Genomic DNA, 20,830 nt, shown 5'->3' with positions numbered 1-20,830 from the left:
ATGGCAATGGATTTCGAAGACATGTTGACCAAGATCAAGGACCGTCAATGGGCGCTGGCCGATATCGACTGGGACGGTCCGGGTGCGGAGACCATCAGTCCGGAACTGCACGCCAAGCTCAAGCCCTTCATGTCCGATCTGATGTGGATCGAGAACGTCGGCGCTCGGGGCTTCGCGGCCATGGCGCTCAAGGCCCCGAACGAGACGCTGGCAGAGATCTACCGCTACTTCCACGCCGAAGAACAGAAGCACGCCAATGCCGAGCTCGCTCTCATGCGACGCTGGGGCATGCTCGACGGTGACGAGATGCCCGAGCCCAACATCAACGTCAAGCTCGTCATCGACTGGCTCGACAAGCACTCGGACGGGTTGTCTCTGGCCGTGCTGGGAACCGTGATTCCCATGCTCGAGGTCGCGCTGGACGGTGCATTGGTCAAGTTCATCATGGACGAGATCGACGATCCGGTGTGTCAGGCAGTCTTCAAGAAGATCAACTCCGACGAATCACGGCATCTGGCAGTCGATTTCGCCGTGATCGAGCTTCTCGGGCATTCGCGGATGCGCAAGATTCTGGTCGACACCGTCGGCGCATGGATGAACCCGGCCCTCATCGTCGGCACGCTGCGGTACATCCCGCTGCTGAACAAGATGCGCGACAACATCGTCGAGATGGGCGTCGACGAGGAGCGCCTGTACACCGCGATGAAGCGATTCCGCAGTGTCGGGCAGCGTAGCCCCGAGGCACTGCGTGTGCCGATGTACCGAATAGTGCAGTGGCACGGCAGCATCGTCATCAATCGCAAGCACCCGTATCACCTCCTGGCGGACGGCCTGGTGAAGCTCACTCGCCGGTACCCGAGCAAGACTCTCAATTCCGAGCCGACCTGGGCCAAGGAACTGACCTACGAGCCCGTCGCATGAGCGAGCTCGATGCGCGCGAAGGTGTCCTCGACGCGGTGATCGTCGGTGCAGGCTTCGCCGGAATAGGTTCCGCTATCCGACTGCGCAACAAAGGTATCGACAACTTCGTCATCCTCGAACGCGGTAGTGCGGTCGGGGGAACGTGGCGCGACAACACCTATCCGGGCGCAGCCTGCGACATCCCGTCCAGGTTGTACTCGTACAGCTTCGCGCCGAATCCGAACTGGTCGCACACCTACTCCGGTAGCGGTGAGATTCTCGACTACATCCACACGATGGTGGACGAGTTCGACATCGAGTCGCGTATTCGATTCGGGCACAATGTGGTCGACATCATCTGGAACGAGGCGGCCGGGCATTGGCACCTGAGCATCGACGGGTACCCCGATGTTCGAGCGCGCACGGTGGTGATGGCGTCGGGGCCGCTCGCCAATGCCAGCCTGCCGAACATCCGGGGCATCGACACCTACGAGGGGCGCAAGATCCACAGTGCTCGGTGGGATCACGACTACGACTTCGAGGGTAAGAAGGTCGCCGTGGTCGGAACCGGGGCGAGCGCGGTGCAGATCGTTCCGGAACTGGTGAAGATCGCCGACACGGTGAAGGTGTTCCAGCGCACGCCCGGTTGGACGCTGCCGAGAGTGAACCGAAAGACACAGGGCGGCACCAAGCGTCGGTACGCTCGGTATCCGCAGGCCCAGACCATGGCGCGTTCGCTGTGGTTCTGGGGCCACGAGTCCGTCGCCCTCGGTGTCGTCTGGAAGACCCCGTTGACCCGCATCGTCGAACTGGTCGGTCGCGCCCATCTGCGGCGTCAGGTTCGCGATCCATGGCTGCGGCGTCAGCTGACTCCGCGGTTCAGGGCCGGCTGCAAGCGACTGTTGATGACCAGCGATTACTACCCGGCATTGCAGAAGCCGAACTGCACGCTGGTCACATGGCCGATCGCAACGCTCTCGCCCAAGGGCATTCGCACCGTGGAAGGCATCGAGCATCAGTTCGACGCCATCGTGTTCGCCACCGGATTCGACGTGTCCAACACCGGGACGCCGATCCCGATCACCGGACGCGACGGTCGGGTGCTGGCCGACGAGTGGAGCGCTGGGGCCAAGGCGTACAAGAGCATCGCTGTGTCGGGCTACCCGAACATGTACTTCACCTTCGGCCCGAACTCCGGACCGGGGCACAGCTCTGCCCTGGTGTACATGGAGGCCCAGATCGACTACCTCGTCGAGGCGATCTCCTTGGTTCTCGACGGCAATCTGCACAGCGCCGACGTGCGCCAGGACGTTCAGGATGCGTACAACGAGGAGATGCAGCGCAAGCTGGCCAAGACGACCTGGAATTCGGGTTGCAGCAGTTGGTATCTCACCGAGGACGGCTTCAACGCAACCATGTTCCCCGGTTTTGCCACCCAGTACGTCAACCAGCTCAGAGACGTCGAGCAGGGCGACTTCACGATGGTCCCGCGCCGCGTCGAACGGCCGCGGGAACCGCTACGGGCCGTCGCCCACTCCTGATACTCGAGAAAGAAGCGACCATGGGATTTCTACCCAAGAACCCGGCCGATCTGATCGGCCGTGCCGACAAGGCGCTCGGCAATGTCGACGACGTGCTCGGCCGTGTCGACGGAACTCTCGACGAGGTGGCGGTGACGTTGGCGAGAGTGCAGGAGGTTCTGACCATGCTCGACGCCAAACTGGGAGCACTCGATCTGGTCGAAACCGTGGCGCATCAGGTGAACGCGTTGCACGAGAGCATGCTTCCGTCGCGATGACGTTCGGGTTCGGGTCCACCTTCCGCCGCGTCGTCGACGTATATCCTGTGGGTCGACGCGCGGCGGAGGTAGGGAGCTCGGTGGAGTATCGAATCGACGACTTGGCCCGAGAGGCCAAGACGACCACTCGCAACGTGCGGGCGTACCAGGAACGCGGTCTGCTGCCGCCGCCCACGCTCCGAGGACGAGTCGGCATCTACAACGACGATCACCTGACGCGACTGAAAGTGATCGACTCGCTGCTCCAGCGGGGTTTCACCTCGGCGCACATCGCGGATTTCCTCTCGGGCTGGGAGCAGGGCAAGGACCTGGAAGAGATACTGGGCCTGCAGGAAATCGTGACTCGCAAGTGGTCGTCGGCCGAGACCACGATCATTCCCGTCGAACTGATCGCGCAATTTCTCGGCGAGGACAACGACGACATCGTTGCCCGACTGATCGAAGCGAAACTGATCAGAATCGACGGGGACCAATGCGAGATTCTCGACCCCACCCTCCTCGAGGTGTTCGTCGATCTGAGCCAGTACGGCTTCACCCTGGAACAACTGCTCGACCAGCACGAACGAACCGCCTCGAAGATGAACGCCATCGCCGAGTCGATGGTGGGCAGCGTGACCGACCACTTGATCAACCAACACGGTCCCGGCTGGCTCCCCAAATCGGGGGAGGTGGCCGAGACGACCGAGATGTTCGAGAAGATGCGCGCACTGGCGATGAAATCGGCACAGGCAGAACTCGCTCGCGCCCTCGATCGCGTCCAGGAACAGGCACTGAGCGACTACCTGTCGCAGACGTTGGCCAGGCAGAACGACTAGACACAGTTTGAAGACTGCGACAATCGGACATACCTGGCTCCCGACAGCCGAACGGCGGCTGACCGCCTAAGGGGGCACCATGAGGTTCGTAACACTGATCGTTCTCGTCTGGTTGATCATCGGCGCATTCGCGTCGTACCAGCGCGGAGATTTCGAGAGCGCACCGGAGAACTGCGCAGGCGCAGGCACCATTGCGCTGACCGTCGTCGCAGGCCCGCTCAACTACTTCGGTATCAACCCCGAGGTGACCGACTGCAACGTCACGGTTCCGCAGCCGAGTGAGTGATGTGAGTCGCTGACCGCGCGCCCGCGGAGCGCCTTCCCTAACCTGGGGAGGTGTTCCGCGGACGCCTGCTGCTGTTTCTCGCCTTCGCGATCCCTGTTGTCCTGGTGTCCGCGATCGGTGTCGGCGGATACGTCACGTTCACCAAGGCTCGCGTCGATCCGCTGACCACGGCCGACGCGATCGTCGTACTGGGCGGTGAACACGACGGCCGCGAGGCCTACGGAATCTCGCTCGCCGAACAGGGTCTGGCGAAGACGGTTGTGCTCTCCGACCCCTACGGATCCGGTGACTCGACCATGAAGAAGGCGTGTGCCACATCGTCACAGAAGTTCGAGGTGCTGTGTATCCCGCCGGTGCCGTCGACCACGCGCGGAGAGGCCATCTTCACCCAGGAACTCGCCCGCGAACGCGGGTGGAACCACGTCATCGTCGTCACCTGGCGATATCACCTACCGCGCGCCCGCTACATCTTCGATCGATGCTTCGACGGCACCGTCACCATGCGTCCGACGCCACGCTCGTACGACTTCTCCCTCGTCGAATGGGAATTCACCTACCTCTATCAGATCGCCGGATTCGTCAAGGCCGGACTGCAAGGGTCGTGCGAGGACTCGACGAGCGACTGACGGATCCGAGTCAGACGATCTTGTGATAGAGCGTGATCCCGGACTTCCACGCCAGGAACCCGAACATCACCGCGGCGATACCGCCCACCACATTCGCCGCGACGAACGTTGCAGCGCTGCGATACTGCTGATCCCGAGTGAGCCGAAGCGTGGCCAGCACCACGGTGGCCATCGGAGCCACCGAGGCCAGAAATCCGACGCCCACGAGCGAACGAAACCGGTCCGGTGGATCGAGCGCGAACACCAGTCCCAAGGCCGCGCACGCCACCAGATTCAGTGCGGACAACCGTCGCCGAGACCTGATCGTGTGCGAGAACACGAACTGCCCGAGCGCAGCGAGTCCGCCTCCGGCGGCCACCAGGAGCATCGTCGTCATCGAGCGCTGCCCGTCCTCGGCCTCGTGATCGCCGCGCCGAATGCCATCGCGACGAGCGCCACCACCGGTGTGGCCAGCAGATAGACAACCGAATTCCATGCACCACGATGCGTCACGGCGTGGAATGCGTACAGACCGAACGTGGTGAACCCGCACGCCAGCCCGAACACTGTTGCACGGGCAACCGGAGCCGGTCGGCCCCACAGATACCCCAACGCCGCACCGACGACGAGGCATCCGAACACGTTCACTCCGAAGGTGCTCACCAGCAGCCACCTCGGCGATGCCCGCCACGTCCAGACCTCGTACCGCAACGCCGCACCGACCGCGCCGCCGACCGTGACCGCGACGTATTCGCCGGCCGAACGACGGCGAGATTCGCGACGGTTCGCGCTGTGCAGTCCCTCGATCACCGAAGCGAGCCTAACGGGAGTCGGGTCGGTCGGCCGATCGGGAGAAAGTCCGCCAGGGGGAGGCGAGGTAAAGTCTTCGTGTGACTGCGGACGACATGGGCCTCGGGCCCCAGCACTTCGATGTGATCGTGGAATGGCGTGACCAGGACGTCGTTCTGGCGGTGTCCGGTGAACTGGATCTGGTGACTGCTCCCGATCTGTCCGAGTCGGTCGCTCTCGTGCTCGAGAAATCGCCGACTGCTGTGGTGATCGATCTCAGTGATGTGGGATTTCTCGCCTCCGCGGGCATGTCTCTGCTGGCGTCGACGCATCAGCAGCTCGGCGGCGGGGCCGGGTTTGCAGTGGTCGCGGACGGTCCGGCGACCGGACGGCCTCTCACTCTCGTCGGTTTGGACGAGGTGTTCGGAATCTATGCAACGGTCGACGAAGCATTCGTTGCAATTCATGCGGGTAGATCCTGAACTTTTGGGTAGACGGGATTCATGATGGCGACTCTCTTCGGAGGTGACGACTCACGTACCGACAGCTCGATCTCGACGGCAGGTGCGCGAATGGAAGAACTGCTGTTCACCGGTGAACCTGCCGATGCGGATCGAGCGTCGGAGCTTCGTCGTGAGCTCGGTGACTGGTTGGGCAATGTGGGCGTCGACCCCGATCGTGCGTACGACGTGGTGCTGGCCACGTACGAGGCGATAGCGAACAGCGTCGAGCACGCGTATCGAGACCACACCGATCGCGGGACACTCGACATTCGGGTCACATGTGCCGCGGAGGGTCGGATAGAAGTGCGGGTGACCGATCGCGGGGACTGGGCATCGCACAACTCCGATCCCAACCGCGGGCGTGGTGTGCCGCTGATGCGGGCGCTGGCCGACAGCGCCGCCGTCACCTCGGACCAGGACGGTACGACCGTGCACATGATCTGGAACGCGACCTAGACCCCACCGCCCGATCCGGCACACTGGTGCCATGGTCGACGTGCAGATCGCTACGGCAGAGAAGAAGAAGATCACGGTCCCGAATCTGCGCGTGCTGTGGCAGTTCGTTCGCCCGCACCGCCGGACTCTCTCGCTCGGCATGACACTCGGTCTGATCGGCACCGGAGCAGCCCTGGCGACGCCGATGGTCGCCAAAGGAGTGCTCGACGGTCTCGGCACCGACTCGTCCCTGGTGATGCCGGTGCTGATCCTGGTCGGTCTGCTCGTGGTGGGCTCACTGGTTCTGTATCTGCAGTGGATCGTGCTGGGGGTCCTGGCCGAACGCGTGGTCCTGGACGCCCGTAAGTCCATCGTGCGCAAGTACTTCGGTGCCACCGTCGGAAGTCTGGGCACCCGGCCCACCGGAGAACTCGTCACCCGGGTCACCTCCGACACCGTTCTGCTACGCGAGGCCACCTCGAATGCGTTGGTGGCCATAGTCAACAGTGTGGTCGGCCTCGTCGGCGCACTGATTCTCATGGCCGTGCTGGATCTGGTGCTGCTCGGCGCGATCGCCGTGGCCATCATTGCGATCGCGGTGCTGTTCGCTCGCCTGATGCCTCCGATCGCCGTCGCACAGCGGCAATCCCAGGAGGCAGTGGGCCGCCTCGGCGGAATTCTCGACGGCACGCTGCGGGCGATTCGGACCGTCAAGTCCAGCAGGGCCGAGGCCCGCGAATCGGAGCGAGTCATCTCCGAGGCGCGAATCTCCGCTCAGCACAGCGTCAGGGCGGTCAAGATCTCCGCGTTGGCATGGACGTTCGCCGGAGGCGGAGTGCAGTTGGCGATCATCGGAATCCTCGGCCTCGGCGGCTATCGCGTCAGTACCGGAGCGCTGGCCGTGTCCAGCCTGATCGCGTTTCTGCTGTACGCATTCCAGGTGATGGGCCCGGTGTCCACACTGGCCACGAACATCACCGCACTGCAGGCCGGTATGGCCGCGGCGGCCCGTATTCGCCAGATCGACGACCTGGTCACCGAGAAAGGGGAGACGGCATCGAACCGGTCGGAGAAGACCCGTGCGCCCGCTCCGGCCCTCGAATTCCGCAGCGTCACAGCACGATACGCACCGGGTAGGGAGCCGGCCGTGCGCGGGATGGACCTCGAGGTGCCCGCGCGTGGACACACCGCGATCGTCGGACCGTCGGGGGCGGGCAAGACCAGCGTCTTCTCGCTGATCCTGCGCTTCCTGACGCCCGAGGCCGGCGAGATCAGGCTCGGCGGAACCCCGTACGACGAGCTGACCATCGACGAGGTACGAGCCCGGTTGTCCTACGTGGAGCAGGAGACGCCGGTTCTTCCCGGCTCGATCCGAGAGAACCTGCTGTTCAGCCATCCCGAGGCCAGCGAGGCCGACATCTGGGCGGCGCTCGAATCGGTGCATCTGGACTCGGCGATCCGTGCATTGGACGAAGGGCTGGACACCGACCTGATCGGATCGACCGTCTCCGGTGGACAGCGTCAACGAATTGCGTTGGCCAGGGCCATCGTTCGGCGTCCGGAAATTCTTCTGCTCGACGAGGCAACCGCTCAGGTCGACGGCCGCACCGAGGCGGCGATCCACGAGGTGATCCGATCGATCGCGACCGACTCGGCCGTCGTGACCATCGCGCACAGGTTGTCCACCGTGCTCGACGCCGACACGATCCTCGTGATGGAGGACGGAGTTGTCCGCGCCAGAGGCACGCACTCCGAGCTCATGAACACCGACTCGCTCTACCGAGAACTGGTGGCCGCGTTGCGAATCGGTGACAACACGGCGTTGACGAAGCCCGCCTGAGCGCATTCTGCCGGTGCCTAGGGGCCGGCGTCCGACTCGGGTTCCGTGGTGCTGCTCTCGTCGTCCGAATCCTCCGTCGAGGTGGTGGTCGTCGTGCGGTCCGAGGATGGGGTTCGGCGCGGACTACGCGTCGTGGTCTCGGGCCGATCCGGAGTCGTCGTCGTGGGGCGAGCGGTGGTGGGTACCGCGACCTGCCATGTAGGCGACGGCGGGACGATGACGATCGTCGAGGTCGGTGTCGTCTCGACCGAACTCAGGCTGTCCGACTTCAGAGCCGGCGGACGAACGGTCTCGCTCGAGTCGTCGAACGCACCACCGAGAGCGCCGATGGTCAAACCCACTGCGACGGCCACGCCGGCGCTCGCCACTGCTGCCGACGCGATGACCTTGTCGCGCATGCACAGACCCTAACGCCGTGGCCGGACCCGGATGGTCGGCAATGATGCGAGAACGTTACCTCAGCGAGCGGAGTGGTGAGAGGTGGACGGTCACTGGGTCGCCAACCGCAGAACATGAGGCAGCGTCTCCGCGATCAACTCCCCGGCCTGCTCGTACACCGAGTGATCACGCCGATACGGATCGCCGATGTCGAGTGTGTCGACACGGTGCACCGCCCGTGCGTCGGCCAGGGTGGCAACGGTGCTCGCGCCCGACGCGGCAGCGAGACCGGCCGCCTCGAGCAGCGTGAAGGTGCGACGCATCTGTCGCGGTGCAAGGGCGAGAACGGCGTCTCGGTGTGCCGCCGTCATCGTCAGAACGAGGTCGGCGTCGGCAGCGATCGCAGGCGTGAGGCGTCGGGCGACGAAACCGTCCGGGTCGCCGCCGAGCTGCGTCAGCACCGTCGCAGCCGTCGGGTCCATGGCATGTCCGGTCAAACCCTGCGTTCCGGCGCTGCTCGCGGTCAGCTCGAACCCGCCCTCGCGCGCGAAAGCAGCCGCAAGTCGCTCGGCTGTGGGCGATCGGCAGATGTTCCCGGTGCAGACGAACAGAACGCGCATGCCCGCAACTGTAGTGCTGTGGTCGGGTGCTGCACTGTGCACTGCGGGACGCGCTACAGTGAGCCATTGGCAGGGGGATCGAGACTCGTTCGTGACATCGAGTCTCGGCGTGTGTTCACGGGGAAGTCGACCGAAGGCGGGTAATGACCGAAGTTCTCGGCGTGTCGGTGGGAGCCAGTGCCGTGCGCATGGCTCGCCCCGACGCGCGCCCTCAGGATTCGGGTCGGCTCGACTTCCATCACGACACCGTCGACGCCTACTGGGACCGCGCGGAGGAATTGGCCGCCGAATCGATCGGCGTCGTGCTCTCGCAGCCGGGCGACGGCGGACCGGTGCAAGCGACGGGCGTCGCGTATCGAGACCAGCAGCAGTTCGGCGAGATCCAGCAGGCGATGGCGAGTCAGCGGCTCTACAACTACCGACTGGTTCCCGAGGCGCGAGCAGCGTTGCAGTACCTCGAGGCGTCGGGCGAACTGGGGCACTTCGGCACCATCGCTCTCTACGATCTCGGCAGCTCCGGACTGACGATCAGTGTCATCGACCGCGGCACCGGGCAAGTCCTGCTCGCCGAGCGCACCATCGACATCAGCGGCGACGATTTCGATCGGCTCATCTCGGACAACCAGCTCGCCAAGCAGGGCGTCGACATCGCCGACAACCAGGAACTGAGCGAGTTCACCGCGCGATGCCGAGTGGCCAAGGAGCAGCTCTCGACCAGCGGCGCGGTCTGCCTGCCCGGTGACGGCGGCGTGATCCTGATCTCGCGCGAGTCTTTCGAGTCTCTGGTGACCGTTCCGATCGAGTACTCGGCACGGTTGGTCCGTGACGTGATCAGTCGGTCACCCAAGCACGTCGACGCGCTGTTCCTCATCGGCGGTGGAGCACGCATTCCGCTGGTCGAATCGATTCTCACGGCGTGGATCGGCCTCCCCGTCGTAACCCCGGCGGACCCGGAATCGGTGGCCGCACGCGGCGCGGCGCTGCTCGCGACTCCGGTGGCCGACGCACCGCGCCGACCGGGCCCGCAGCCGGGCGTTCGGCAGTCTCCGTCCGATCCCGCATCGTTGACCGGGGCTCCCGACTGGTTGAGCCCGGAGCCCGGAGCCGACAAGCCCGCCGACTCCAAGCGCAAGGTGCGCGGCGCAGTATTGGTCGCAGGCGGTCTCGTCGCAGTCGCCGCACTCGGGTTGTCCCTGGGGTACGGCGGCAGCTCCACGGAGCCGACGAGTGCACCGACCGAGACGACCGCACCCGCCACTGCGGAGCCCACGACGCCGAGGACCACCGTGCCGCCCACCACCGCAGCACCCACCACCACCGTGCCGCCGACCACCGAGGCAGCTCAGGCTCCGGCCCGGACGTACTCCGAGCCGGAATACGTGCCGCCCGCCGCGCCTGCTCCTGCGCCGGCCCCGGCTCCGCTGATCCCCGGCCTGCCGCAGATCCAGTTGCCGCAGATCCAGCTTCCGCCCGCACCGGTGATCGAGTTGCCCCGCTTCTAGCCGGTGCCGGCGGCCGCCCAGTTCAGGGCAGCTGCAACTCCGCGAGAACGGCCAGGTGATCGCTGTCCGGGATCGCCAACGGCTCGACCGACCGGGCGCGGACGTTCTCACTCGTCACCACATGGTCCAGGCGCGCGAGCGGACGCTCCGACGGGAACGTGCGGAACAGGCCGGCACCCGCCCCGTCTGCCGCGTCGGAGAACGGGGACGATGCCAGTGTGCGGAACTGCCGGTGGTCGTTGGTTGCGTTGAAATCGCCGGCGACCAGCACAGTGCCCTGGTAGGTGTCCATGATCGACCGCATCCGGGCCAGGTCGGCATCCCACTCGGTGGTGTGGCGCGGTGTGGCAGGAGACATGGCGTGGAAGGACACGACGGTCAGCTCCTGCCCGTCGACGGTGGTTCTCGCCTGCACCGGTACGAATCCGAAGTTGTCGAGGCGGGTGCCGTCGGTCAGCGGGGTGCGGCTCCACAGTCCGGTGCCATCGGCGACCGGGAGCGCAGCGGTGAAGGAGAACGGCAGAAGGTCGTCGATGCCCGCGGCCTGTAGATCGGTGACCTCTTCCGGGGTCAGTTCCTGGACAGCGAGAATGTCGACATCGTTGTTGCGCACCGCGTCGACGATGGACGCGGCGTCGGCGTCACCGTGCGCCACGTTGATCGTCAAGACCGACAGTTCCGGTCCGGTGTTGTCCGGGCCGTCCGCGAGGAACATCGGCACCTGAACCCCGACCACCGCGATGGTCACCAGTACTGCGACGGCCGATCCGATACGCGAGCGCGCCGCGGCGAACAACAGCACGGCGACGATCGAGGCGATACCGAGATACGGAGCGCCGACGACGAAGGCAACGAAAGTGATCTCCGTCACACCTATCTGGCGAACGAGGAACATTCCGACTACGGCTGCGAGCAGAGCCCAGCCGATGACCAGCGCTGCGCTGGTTGCAAAACGGCGCATCGCGCGTGTGCCTCCTCATGCGAACCCGAGTTGGGCGTGGATGTGTCAGGTGTTGTCTACACTCGGCATGTGCCCAGCTCAGAGCCATTGTGTAAGTGCCATCACGAACAAGCTGCGCACCAGCATTACCGGCGCGGAACCGACTGCTCGCTCTGTGATTGCCCCCGGTATCGGGGTCAGGAATCACTGCTGTCGAGGTGGTGGCCGCGCAGGTAGTTCGTCCGGGCAAAAACAATCCTACCGTCCGATCGAGTGCGAAGAACAAACCGATTCGTTAGGATTAGGGGCCTGGATACAGGCAATACGGACAAATGCGGCTCGGGGACCGTCCGACATTCGATCCGGTAGGAGAGGCTTCATGTCGAACGATGCAGTGCTGGACAGGCTCGGGACCAGCCTTCGAGTCCTGGAACTCGACCCCATCAGTTACCGACCGCACCCGATACACAATCACGACCGCATCTGGACCGAAACCAACTGTTACGTCGACCTGTGGATCGAAGTTCTGCATTCGTTCGGTGCCGATCCGACCCCCGCTCTCGCTTTCGTGCTGAGCGCCGGATGCGACGGGCGACAGTGGGACTTCGTGAAGATCGCGCCCGAGGACCTACGCACCCTGTACGGCATCGGTGTCGCCGAGATGAACGTGTGGCGCCCGGTGCTCGAGCACGTCCTCGAAGGCCTGGAAGACGGCATCCACGTCACCGTGGAGGTCGACGGCTTCTGGCTGCCCGACACCGCGGGGACCAGCTACCGCAATCAGCACACCAAGACCACCATCGTGCCCAACCTCGTCGATCGCGACGCCAAGGTGATGGGGTACTTCCACAATCGGGGCTACTTCGAGCTCACCGGGGCCGATTTCGACGGCATCTTCAATCTCGCTCCGGAACCGCACGCCGAGGTGCTGCTGCCGTACGTCGAGCAGATCAAAGTGGACGCCACGGTTCTCGACGCCGGTTTCGGTGACCGTGACCTCGATGTCGCTCGCGCACACCTGGCGCGCCGCGCTCCTGGTAACCCGGTCGATGCGCTGGCCCGCCGAATCATCGCCGACATCCCGCTCGTGCAGACCGCCGGCCCCGACGCCTTCCATCTGTGGTCGTTCGGCCTGCTCCGGCAGTTCGGCGCAACGGCAGAACTCGCCGCGAACTATGTGCACTACCTCGAAGGCCGAGGCGTGGCGGGCACCGCCGTTGCCGCTCCGCACTTTCTCGCCGCCGCCTCCGGTGCCAAGGCCGTTCAGTTCCGGATGGCACGCGCAGCACGTGGCCGGGACGTGGTGCTCGACGAGCCGCTGATCGAGATGAGCAAGAACTGGATGGCGGCCATGGACATCGTTGCGGGTGCATTGGGCACGTGATCGATCTGCTCGACGGCGTTCGGTGGCGTCTGGCCCGAACCGACGCCGGTTCCGTTCTCGACCCCCGCGACCTACGAGACGATCTCGACTGGATCGACGCGGTGGTGCCGGGCACGGTTGCCACCGCGCTCGGAAGCTCACTGGCAGTGAATCCGGACGATCACGACTGGTGGTTCGTCGCCGATGTCCCCACCGGTGACCATCGCCGGGTGCGAACGAGTTTCGGTGGCATCGCAACCCGTGCCCAGATCTGGATCGACGGCGTCCATCGCCGAACCGTGACGTCGATGTTCGTTCCCGAGACTCTCGATCTGACGGACTGCGGTGACACCGTCGCCGTCGCCGTCCACATCGAATCGCTGAGTGCGCATCTGAAGTCTCGACGCGCACGCGGTCGGTGGCGATCGTCGATGATCGCCGCGCAGGGGCTGAGGCACGAGCGGACGACGATGCTCGGACGCGCACCCGTGTACGGGCCCCTTCCGGTGCCGGTCGGACCGTGGCGCCCGGTGTCGATGTCGGTGATTCCCGACGTTCGTCGTGTCGCCCTGTCGACGGCGGTATCGGGTACGGACGGCATCGTCACACTGCGCGCCGAGCTCGATGCGCCAGCGGCGGCTCGAATCATGATCGACGACACCGTGTCCGGAGTTCACACGGTCGAACTCGGAACCGTCGAGCATATCGACCGGTCGGTGACGCTACCCGACGTCGAACTCTGGTGGCCCCACACTCACGGCCGACCGCGGACCTATCGCGTCGCGCTCGAGGTGGACGGCGTCGTGCATCCCATGGGTGTCGTCGGGTTTCGTACGGTCGACCTGGACCGCACGGCCGGCGGCGCAATGCTGACGGTCAACGGTGAGAACGTCTTCTGTCGCGGAGGAACGTGGACCCCGCTTGACCCGGTGCGGTTGTGGTCGCCTGAGCCCGAACTGCGGGCGGCACTCGAGCAGCTCCGGTCGGCGGGCCTGAACATGGTGCGCGTCGTCGGCACCCTGGTGTACGAGCAGCCCGAATTCTGGTCCCTGTGTGCGGAACTGGGCATCATGGTGTGGCAGGACGTCATGTTCGGCACCATCGACCCGCCCACCGACGACGCCTACACCGCAGCGGTAACCCGCGAGCTCGACGCGTTCGCCGACACCGTCTCGGCCAACCCTGCCCTGATGGTCGTCAGTGGCGGAAGCGAGACCCAGCAGCAACCCACGATGGTGGGACTCGCGGCCGATGATCAGCGAATGACGATGCTGGACAGCGTCGTTCCCGATTTTCTCGCCGATCGCCTACCCGGAGTCGCGTACGTGACATCGAGCCCGTCCAGCGTGAGCGGAGAACTGCACACACACGTGGGCGATGGCATCGCGCACTACTTCGGCGTGGGCGGATACCTCCGGCCACTGTCCGATATCCGCACTGCCGGCGTGCGTTTCGCGGCAGAATGCCTGGCCTTCGCAGTCCCCCCGGAGCGGGCGCAGGTGGAGAAATTCTTCGGGTCCGCGGCCGTCGCCGGTCACCACCCGGACTGGAAGGCCGCCGTCCCCCGTGACCGCGGCTCGTCCTGGGATTTCGAGGACGTGCGAGATCACTACGTACGCACGATCTTCGGCGTCGACCCGCACCTGATCCGGCGGGACGACGCAGAGCTGTACCTCGATTACGGCAGAGCGGCGATCGTCGAAGCCTTCACCGAAGCGTTCGGCCATTGGCGTCGAGCATCCTCGGGGTGCGCCGGAGCCCTCGTGCTGACGCTACGAGACACCGTCCCCGGCGCAGGCTGGGGCATCGTCGACACCGCCGGTGTGCCCAAGGCTCCCTTCTACGCATTGGCGCGGGCAAGCGCCCCGGTGGCATTGCTGTTGTCCGACAACGGACTCGACGGCTATTCGGTGGAACTGGTCAACGACGGGCCGGCACGCTCGGGCAGTATCCGAGTGGTGTTGCACGCCTGCCGCGGCAGCCACGAGTACGAACGTGCGGTGCACGCCCCGGCGAACGGATCCGTCGCACTGACGGTGGATTCGATCGTCGGTACCTTCACCGACGCCAACCATGCCTACCGCTTCGGCAGTCGAACCTACTCCGCCGTCACGGTCGTGTTCTCGGACGACAATGGTGTGGAGGTGGCGCGAACCACCGCGCTCGTCGGCGCGCAGAGTCGGCAGAACACGGTGGGATTGGTCGCCAGTGTCGTCGAAACGATCTCGGGGAACTGGGAACTGACCGTCCGAGCCGACTGGCCGGCGCAGTACGTCTGCGTCGACATCGACGGCTTCGAGGTGTCGGACTCGTGGTTCCACCTGGCACCGAACGAACCTCGTACCCTGACTCTCGTCGGTCGTGGCGCGAGTGCACCGCGCGGACATGTGCGCGCGCTCAACTCGGTGGAGCGGGCCTCGGTGGCACCGAGGTCGTGAGCAGAAAATCGTAGTGGGCTACGAAGTTCTGTGCACGTGCTGCTAGCGGCTCGTGCTGAGTCTGCCTCGGGCATAGCCGATTCCGGCTGCACCGACGCTTGCCACCACGGCCATCGCACCCCATGCGCGTGCCGGGTTGCCGCGCGCAGCGGCGCTGGTCTCCCGGCCGACCGCACGAGGCAGAATCTTGGCGGTGTACGCCCGCTCCGAGGACAGTGCGTCCTCGGCCCCGATCAACCGGGCGATGGCGGCCTTGGACACGCCCTCGGCGTAGCTGCGCGTGATTAGGTAACGCGGACGAGTGCGGTCGGCACTGACCGTGTGATCGACGACGATCGAAGGATCGAACACGATCTGGGCGTCCGGATGCGTCTGGCGCAGACGGATGCACAACTCCGTCTCCTCGCAGCCGAGGGGGACACGTCCGATCCGGCCGATGCCGGAGACGAATCCGCCGAGTGCGACGACGGGCTCACGGCGGAACGACATGTTCGCGCCCATGAGATTGCGGACCTGAGCGGTTTCCGTGGGCTGCCCGCGGTAGGTGCACCCGACGACCCAATCGAGTTCGCCGGGTTCACCCACTACCTCGGCCGGTAAGAAGGCCGGACGCTTGTCCGGCCATACCGGGTATGCAGAGCCCCCAACGGCGTACACGGCATCGTCCGAGTAATGGGACAGAATGGCTCCGAGCCACTCTGTGGTGCGCGGTGAGGCGTCGTCGTCCAGAAAGACGACAATCTCACCGGTCGCGATATCGAGCGAGGTGTTGCGCGCTCCGGAGAGGCCGCGAGGGTGGTTGTTCTCCACCACGTTCACGCTCCGGTGCAGCGGCGAGAACTCGTCGCGTGCGCGTTCGGCCAGTTGCGCATTGTGATCGATGACGACGATCAGTTCGTCGGCAGGCACGTCCTGGTCGAGGACGGCCGTCACGGCGGCCCGGAGTTCGGACCATCGAGCCAACGTGTACGCGCAGATGACTACCGAGGAAGTCGGCAGACTCACGCCGTCTTCTCGCGGAGTTCGAGAACCTCGTTGTACGACTCCAGAGCATCGAACTCGAGGTCCATGTCGGTACGGGCGTCGATCGACTCGCGCAACGGGCGCACGATGGACCTGCGCTTGATCCTGCGGGCACGCATGCGTTCGGTCATCAGGGTGCGCAACACCCGGAAGCCGTCCGAGAACGTGCGCAGATTGCTCTGGCCGTAGATGCGGGCCAGTTCGACGCTCGGCACTTCCTCGATGCGCACGGACGCCTCGGCGAAGCGGCAGTTGATGATGGTCTCGATCTCGAAACCGTCGCCCCAGAGCATCATGCCCTCGGCACCCGGCTGATCGACGACGGGCAGGTCGAGGACCGGCACCAGATCGCGCCAGAAAGCGTTGTAGCCGTAGCAGAGATCCGAGAAGCGAGTTCCGAAGAGCGTGTTGGCCACCAGGTGCAGGCCACCGTTGCCCGCGCGGCGCAGCGGCGTGATGTCGTGGCTCCCGCCACCCTCGCAGAACCGGCTGCCCTTGGCGAAGTCGGCACCGGCGATCAGGGCGTCGACGAAGCGCGGTATCTCGGCGGCATCGGCGGAACCGTCGGCGTCGAACATGACGATGATGTCACCGGTAGCGGCCTCGAAGCCGCATGCGAGCGCGTTGCCCTTGCCCTTGCGGGTCTGCTTGATGATGCGAATGTCACCGCGAATCTCGCGTGCCGCGTCGATGGTGCCGTCGACGGATCCACCGTCGACCAGCACGAGCTCGTAGTCGTGAGAGAGCAGGGGGAGGACGTGACGAAGGTTCGCGGCCTCGTTGAGCGTCGGGATGACGACACTGACGCGGGGATTCTGACGATTCAACATATCCATTCCACATGGGTCGAGTGCGATGGGCAGATGTCTCCGAGCTCCGTGAATCGACCCCCGCCGCATCCACAGACAGTGCCTTGACGTTCGTTCTGAAGCGTAAGAACTGTTTCCTTTGACTGAAAGCAAGCTTAAAAGAAGCTGCTGGTTTGTCAAGCTGCAAACAAACCAACTGGAAGATTGTTTGGAGATTCACGTCATAGTTTGTGAACCGAATCAACGAGATCGGTACTGATAGACGATCGTGTCGGCGTCCTGATACCGCACCGACCACGCCGAATTGGTGGCGAGCCACTGCCGGAAACGGGCGACCGCATCGTCGGCGACGAAACCGTAGTACTGCATCGCCTCGAGCGACTGACGAGTCAGCACCATGTAGGTAGGTGTGTCGCTGATCGACGCGTTGTAGTCGATCTGGCCGAGCTTCTCGGGCGTCGGGAAGCCCTCCATGTACTCGGGGCCGAGCGCGTAGAGCGGGACGTCCCAGTATTCGTTGGCCGCGGTCAGTCGTCCGTAGTCCGACGTCGACCGGGCCGGGTAGCCCGAGGAGTACAGCATCGTGATCGCGGTTCCGTTCGGCGACTGCGCGGCCACCGCTCTTGCGTCGTCGATCTGTTCGCGATTCTCGAGGACGATCGGCCACAGGCCGAAGTAGCTCTGCAAGCCCAGTACAGCGGACCCGATGGCCCCGGCAGTGGCGACCGCAACCGAGGTCCCGGCCGTCAGCCTGCGGGCCCGGGACGGGCGATCCTGGGACGGCGTCCGATCGAACAGCGCCAGGAACAGGGGAACGATCAGGAGCACGCAACCGGGAATCGCATAGAGGTACACCCGGAAGATCGCCTCACCGCCGTAGCTCTGGCCGGCGAGGAGCATGATCGAGCCGAACGCCATCACCATCGGAGCCCAGAACGTCTTCTTGGTGCGCCAGGCGTAGACGGCCGAGGCGAACGCCAGCACGAACACCCCACCGGAGAGTGCGCGGCAGACCAGAGACGTGATCTGTTTGCCGAGCACACCCTCCGCCTCGACGTTGCTCGCGGCGTTCTGCACGGGATCGAACCCCTGGAAGAGTCCGTACGGTGCCACGATCGGCAGTCGCGGATACAGGTATCCCAGCAGGATGATGCCGAGCGGAATCATCAACCACCACGGCTTGGCTCGTCGCGTCACCAGCAGCACGCCGGTGACGGCCATCAGCCAGTACGGGGTCAGCTGGTGTGTGGGGACCAGTGCCGCGAACGGAACGATGGACACGTACGCCGCGGACCTGGTGAGTGTCGAGGACATCAACAGCGCCAGGAAGCCCACGGCGAGCAGTAGCGCCCACGCCTGCGGTGAGTAGTAGTCCTGGCCAACCCAGTTGATGACCTCGGCGAGCATCGCCGCCGTGATCGCTGCGCGCTTGTCGAACTTCATGACCCGTGCGAGGCCGTAGACGGCCGCCGCGAGCACCACGTGGATCATCGGCGCGAACACGTGCGCCAGGGACAGCGTGTCGTATCCGGTGACGTGCTGGAACCAGGCCGAGACGAGGAAGAAGCTGGGCCACTCGCTGTAGATGTCGACGCCGCTCGGTGCCAGTCGGTTCAGATCCAGAACGAACTCCGTGACGGCGACGTGCTTGTACGTCCAGTCGTAGATCGGAGCGGACGTGACGAGCGTGACGGTGAATCGCTGCACCACGATGGCCAGGCCGATGGCGACCACCATGGTGCGAAGTTGATGACGCCGCAACGCGATCAGGAACGCCGCCATGACCAGGACCATGCACAGCACCAGTCCGGGGCCGGTTCCGGCGGTCAGAAGCCCGAACTGCGAGTACGTCGCGCGCTCGAGACCCGGCAACAGCGGCAGCCACAGGAAGAACGCCAACGCCAGAATCAGGCCAGCGACGTTGCGTCGCAACGTCTCGCGATCGGTCAGCACGAACCGCACGTGGGCGAGGGCGGACGCTCGCGACGACGGAGCGACGACCTCACGTGCCCGCGAGATCCACACCGGCAGGTCGGGACGGCCGTGCTTGCGGTACCAAAGCAGCGACGACCCGATCAGGGCCAGACACAGCCACAACGTCCACATCCGGGGCGACCAGCGGTAGCCCCACATCGCCGCCGACACCATCAGGGTCACCACCGAGATGCTCAGAATCGGCAGGGCAGCAGGAACCGCGGTGCGAGGAATACGGACCCAGGACAGGATCGCGGCCCCGGGTCCGAAGAACAGCAGGACTGTCAGAAGCACGACGCGAACCAGTGTCGGCAGCGCGATCATGGAGGTCAGACCGGACAGCGCAGCGAGAACGCTGATGTCGGCGTAGCGCAGTCGGCTACCTGCGCGCCGCCGTGTTCCTGCAGCGGAGTCGGTGGTGCCGACGGGCCAGTCGACGGTCCAATCGGACGGAACGAACAGCTTGTGCCGCAGATCCGCGATGGACCGGTATCCGGAATCAGTCGAGGACTGGGTCACGGTTCACCCCCGCCAGAGGAGTGCGTTCGCGACCTTCGCGCCTGCTGCGCCGGATGGCCGCGGGGCCTTTGGCGATGGACAGCAGTTCCATCCGGCCGATGCCGTCGGGAAGGTCGGCAGCGAGATCGTCGGGAGGGGAGGCGACCTTGCTCATCCTGGCGGACAACCGAATCGCGCTGCCGAGTCGGCGGACGGCCACCGTGGCGGCCAACATTGCCGATCTGCGGTCGGTGGCGACCGTGTACAGCCACGCGCCGAGTCCGAGCCCGTATCCGCGGGCCTGTACCGCCAACGCCTCCGAATCGGCGCGATGACGGTGCCACACGATGGCGGCGGGCTCGTAGACCAGCTTGTCGCCGGCCATCAGCACTCGGAAGAACATGTCGAGGTCCTCACCGCCGTTGGTCGGAGATCCCACTCCCAACGCCTCGTCGAATCCTCCCAGGTCGAACATCCGTCCGCGGTCGACGGCGAAATTGGCTCCGGTCCCGTACATCCCGACCTGGAACGGAAACAGCGGCACGTCGGCCGGCGGATTCTTCAGGTCGTAGACCCGAGGAGTCACCGAACTCGCCCACCCGACGCGGCGATCGAAGTACGCCTGCGCCTGAGTTCGGATCTCGCCACTGGGCACGATGCCGGACACGCACGTCACCCGATCGGCCCGCCCGAAACCGCGCGCGATGCTCCGCAACCACCTCGCATCCACGGCGACGTCGTCGTCGGTGAAGGCGACGATGTCGTGTCGGGCCGCCCGCAAACCCGTGTTCCTTGCCCTCGACAGTCCCGCCGTCGGCTCGGACACGACGCGAACGCGGGGGTCGCCCAGCCCGCGAACGTACTGCTGCGTGGCATCGGTCGGAGACGCGTTGTCGACGACGACCACCTCGAAGTCGGGGTAGTCCAGAGCGGACACCGACGCGAGCGCGCCCTTCAAGTGCTCGACTCGGTCGCGGGTGCAGATCACCACGGTGATCGGCGGCAGCGTCCCATCGGGGTCGGGCAGCGCGTCGGGCATCGGAACCTGCGCGAGCGACATCGCAGCCCGTCGAACGTCGTGTGCCGCGACCGCGCCGTCGACGACATCGAGTTCGACGAAGCCCAGCGGGTCGAGTCCGCGTCGGATCAACAGTCGGGCACGGCGGTAACCGTCGGAATCGTCGAGGGTGAGAAACTCCGGAAGATCCTGCTCCAGGTCGATGTCACCGATCCACACGGCACCGTCCCATTCGGGAGCCTGGTGTCTGGGGAGCGCGGGAGGTAACACGGGGATGGTCCTTTCGGGGTGACACG

The 20,830-nt window shown here is 65.2% G+C and carries 21 protein-coding genes; 12 read left to right on the top strand and 9 right to left on the bottom strand.

Annotated features, from left to right (window positions below; translation table 11 throughout):
- The 6 genes from CH296_RS06175 to CH296_RS06150 all read left to right on the top strand — a co-directional run bounded on the left by CH296_RS06175 (position 1) and on the right by CH296_RS06150 (position 4,425).
- The gene (locus CH296_RS06175) at positions 1-921 is read left to right on the top strand and encodes a hypothetical protein (RefSeq protein WP_037194003.1); all 921 of its coding nucleotides are present in this window, start codon (positions 1-3) and stop codon (positions 919-921) included.
- Entirely contained in the window at positions 918-2,441 is a 1,524-nt protein-coding gene (locus tag CH296_RS06170) for an NAD(P)/FAD-dependent oxidoreductase (protein ID WP_094684252.1), read from the top strand. Before CH296_RS06175 ends, CH296_RS06170 begins: the two co-directional genes overlap by 4 nt.
- Positions 2,442-2,461: 20 nt before the next feature.
- On the top strand, positions 2,462-2,698 hold the full coding sequence (locus CH296_RS06165) for a hypothetical protein (protein ID WP_037194006.1): 237 nt from the start codon (positions 2,462-2,464) through the stop codon (positions 2,696-2,698).
- A gap of 80 nt (positions 2,699-2,778) precedes the next feature.
- Positions 2,779-3,513, top strand: a complete 735-nt coding sequence (locus CH296_RS06160) for a MerR family transcriptional regulator (RefSeq protein WP_045200403.1) — start codon at positions 2,779-2,781, stop codon at positions 3,511-3,513.
- A gap of 79 nt (positions 3,514-3,592) precedes the next feature.
- On the top strand, positions 3,593-3,799 hold the full coding sequence (locus tag CH296_RS06155) for a hypothetical protein (protein WP_032396107.1): 207 nt from the start codon (positions 3,593-3,595) through the stop codon (positions 3,797-3,799).
- Positions 3,800-3,849: 50 nt separating this feature from the next.
- Complete coding sequence (locus CH296_RS06150; protein ID WP_032396106.1) at positions 3,850-4,425, top strand: YdcF family protein; 576 nt, start codon at positions 3,850-3,852, stop codon at positions 4,423-4,425.
- 10 nt (positions 4,426-4,435) lie between these two features.
- Here the strand turns inward: CH296_RS06150 and CH296_RS06145 are convergent, their stop codons facing one another.
- Both CH296_RS06145 and CH296_RS06140 read right to left on the bottom strand, forming a co-directional pair.
- Complete coding sequence (locus CH296_RS06145; RefSeq protein ID WP_179277641.1) at positions 4,436-4,801, bottom strand: CrcB family protein; 366 nt, start codon at positions 4,799-4,801, stop codon at positions 4,436-4,438.
- The gene (locus CH296_RS06140) at positions 4,798-5,214 is read right to left on the bottom strand and encodes a CrcB family protein (protein ID WP_094645872.1); all 417 of its coding nucleotides are present in this window, start codon (positions 5,212-5,214) and stop codon (positions 4,798-4,800) included. Before CH296_RS06140 ends, CH296_RS06145 begins: the two co-directional genes overlap by 4 nt.
- 80 nt (positions 5,215-5,294) lie before the next feature.
- Between CH296_RS06140 and CH296_RS06135 the strand changes: the two genes are divergently transcribed.
- Genes CH296_RS06135 through CH296_RS06125 form a run of 3 tightly spaced genes read left to right on the top strand, consistent with a single transcriptional unit; the run spans position 5,295 to position 7,971 of the window.
- Positions 5,295-5,675: an STAS domain-containing protein gene (locus tag CH296_RS06135; RefSeq protein ID WP_373557271.1), complete on the top strand. Its 381-nt coding sequence runs from the start codon at positions 5,295-5,297 to the stop codon at positions 5,673-5,675.
- Between the two features lie 21 nt (positions 5,676-5,696).
- On the top strand, positions 5,697-6,152 hold the full coding sequence (locus CH296_RS06130) for an ATP-binding protein (protein ID WP_052049716.1): 456 nt from the start codon (positions 5,697-5,699) through the stop codon (positions 6,150-6,152).
- A gap of 31 nt (positions 6,153-6,183) precedes the next feature.
- Positions 6,184-7,971: an ABC transporter ATP-binding protein gene (locus CH296_RS06125; protein ID WP_094684250.1), complete on the top strand. Its 1,788-nt coding sequence runs from the start codon at positions 6,184-6,186 to the stop codon at positions 7,969-7,971.
- A 17-nt stretch (positions 7,972-7,988) separates the two neighbouring features.
- On the opposite strand, the gene CH296_RS06120 is transcribed toward CH296_RS06125, so the two are convergent.
- Positions 7,989-8,369 carry a hypothetical protein gene (locus CH296_RS06120; protein WP_032396102.1) on the bottom strand — a complete coding sequence of 127 codons (381 nt, stop codon included), beginning with the start codon at positions 8,367-8,369 and terminating at the stop codon, positions 7,989-7,991.
- A gap of 90 nt (positions 8,370-8,459) precedes the next feature.
- Positions 8,460-8,969 (bottom strand): low molecular weight phosphatase family protein, encoded by a 510-nt coding sequence (locus CH296_RS06115; protein WP_094630272.1) that lies wholly within the window; start codon positions 8,967-8,969, stop codon positions 8,460-8,462.
- Between the two features lie 143 nt (positions 8,970-9,112).
- Here CH296_RS06115 and CH296_RS06110 point away from each other — a divergent pair, with 143 nt between their 5' ends.
- The gene (locus CH296_RS06110; RefSeq protein ID WP_094684249.1) at positions 9,113-10,471 is read left to right on the top strand and encodes an Hsp70 family protein; all 1,359 of its coding nucleotides are present in this window, start codon (positions 9,113-9,115) and stop codon (positions 10,469-10,471) included.
- Between the two features lie 22 nt (positions 10,472-10,493).
- On the opposite strand, the gene CH296_RS06105 is transcribed toward CH296_RS06110, so the two are convergent.
- Positions 10,494-11,432, bottom strand: a complete 939-nt coding sequence (locus CH296_RS06105) for an endonuclease/exonuclease/phosphatase family protein (protein ID WP_094684248.1) — start codon at positions 11,430-11,432, stop codon at positions 10,494-10,496.
- Positions 11,433-11,790: 358 nt separating this feature from the next.
- Here CH296_RS06105 and CH296_RS06100 point away from each other — a divergent pair, with 358 nt between their 5' ends.
- Both CH296_RS06100 and CH296_RS06095 read left to right on the top strand, forming a co-directional pair.
- Positions 11,791-12,795 (top strand): DUF1839 family protein, encoded by a 1,005-nt coding sequence (locus tag CH296_RS06100; protein ID WP_094684247.1) that lies wholly within the window; start codon positions 11,791-11,793, stop codon positions 12,793-12,795.
- On the top strand, positions 12,792-15,212 hold the full coding sequence (locus CH296_RS06095; RefSeq protein WP_094684246.1) for a glycoside hydrolase family 2 protein: 2,421 nt from the start codon (positions 12,792-12,794) through the stop codon (positions 15,210-15,212). Before CH296_RS06100 ends, CH296_RS06095 begins: the two co-directional genes overlap by 4 nt.
- 42 nt (positions 15,213-15,254) lie before the next feature.
- Here the strand turns inward: CH296_RS06095 and CH296_RS06090 are convergent, their stop codons facing one another.
- The 4 genes from CH296_RS06090 to CH296_RS06075 all read right to left on the bottom strand — a co-directional run bounded on the left by CH296_RS06090 (position 15,255) and on the right by CH296_RS06075 (position 20,804).
- Positions 15,255-16,217 (bottom strand): glycosyltransferase family 2 protein, encoded by a 963-nt coding sequence (locus CH296_RS06090; protein WP_032396099.1) that lies wholly within the window; start codon positions 16,215-16,217, stop codon positions 15,255-15,257.
- Entirely contained in the window at positions 16,214-17,071 is an 858-nt protein-coding gene (locus CH296_RS06085; protein ID WP_094684245.1) for a glycosyltransferase family 2 protein, read from the bottom strand. Before CH296_RS06085 ends, CH296_RS06090 begins: the two co-directional genes overlap by 4 nt.
- Before the next feature lie 213 nt (positions 17,072-17,284).
- Entirely contained in the window at positions 17,285-19,537 is a 2,253-nt protein-coding gene (locus tag CH296_RS06080; RefSeq protein WP_094684244.1) for a hypothetical protein, read from the bottom strand.
- Positions 19,518-20,804, bottom strand: coding sequence for a glycosyltransferase family 2 protein (locus CH296_RS06075; protein ID WP_254924158.1), 1,287 nt, complete (start codon positions 20,802-20,804; stop codon positions 19,518-19,520). The genes CH296_RS06080 and CH296_RS06075 overlap by 20 nt, the downstream gene beginning before the upstream one ends.
- Positions 20,805-20,830 lie beyond the last annotated feature (26 nt).

The organism is Rhodococcus sp. 14-2496-1d (genome assembly GCF_002259365.1).
Lineage (GTDB): Bacteria > Actinomycetota > Actinomycetes > Mycobacteriales > Mycobacteriaceae > Rhodococcoides.
This window is presented reverse-complemented; position numbering and strand designations above follow the sequence as displayed.

What these genes read in the sequence shown, in the direction of transcription:
- CH296_RS06175 (WP_037194003.1), top strand. Translation starts at nt 1, where the DNA reads ATGGCAATGGATTTCGAAGACATGTTGACCAAGATCAAGGACCGTCAA.
- CH296_RS06170 (WP_094684252.1), top strand. Translation starts at nt 918, where the DNA reads ATGAGCGAGCTCGATGCGCGCGAAGGTGTCCTCGACGCGGTGATCGTC.
- CH296_RS06165 (WP_037194006.1), top strand. Translation starts at nt 2,462, where the DNA reads ATGGGATTTCTACCCAAGAACCCGGCCGATCTGATCGGCCGTGCCGAC.
- CH296_RS06155 (WP_032396107.1), top strand. Translation starts at nt 3,593, where the DNA reads ATGAGGTTCGTAACACTGATCGTTCTCGTCTGGTTGATCATCGGCGCA.
- CH296_RS06145 (WP_179277641.1), bottom strand. Translation starts at nt 4,801, where the DNA reads ATGACGACGATGCTCCTGGTGGCCGCCGGAGGCGGACTCGCTGCGCTC.
- CH296_RS06130 (WP_052049716.1), top strand. Translation starts at nt 5,697, where the DNA reads ATGATGGCGACTCTCTTCGGAGGTGACGACTCACGTACCGACAGCTCG.
- CH296_RS06125 (WP_094684250.1), top strand. Translation starts at nt 6,184, where the DNA reads ATGGTCGACGTGCAGATCGCTACGGCAGAGAAGAAGAAGATCACGGTC.
- CH296_RS06120 (WP_032396102.1), bottom strand. Translation starts at nt 8,369, where the DNA reads ATGCGCGACAAGGTCATCGCGTCGGCAGCAGTGGCGAGCGCCGGCGTG.
- CH296_RS06115 (WP_094630272.1), bottom strand. Translation starts at nt 8,969, where the DNA reads ATGCGCGTTCTGTTCGTCTGCACCGGGAACATCTGCCGATCGCCCACA.
- CH296_RS06110 (WP_094684249.1), top strand. Translation starts at nt 9,113, where the DNA reads ATGACCGAAGTTCTCGGCGTGTCGGTGGGAGCCAGTGCCGTGCGCATG.
- CH296_RS06105 (WP_094684248.1), bottom strand. Translation starts at nt 11,432, where the DNA reads ATGCGCCGTTTTGCAACCAGCGCAGCGCTGGTCATCGGCTGGGCTCTG.
- CH296_RS06100 (WP_094684247.1), top strand. Translation starts at nt 11,791, where the DNA reads ATGTCGAACGATGCAGTGCTGGACAGGCTCGGGACCAGCCTTCGAGTC.
- CH296_RS06085 (WP_094684245.1), bottom strand. Translation starts at nt 17,071, where the DNA reads ATGGATATGTTGAATCGTCAGAATCCCCGCGTCAGTGTCGTCATCCCG.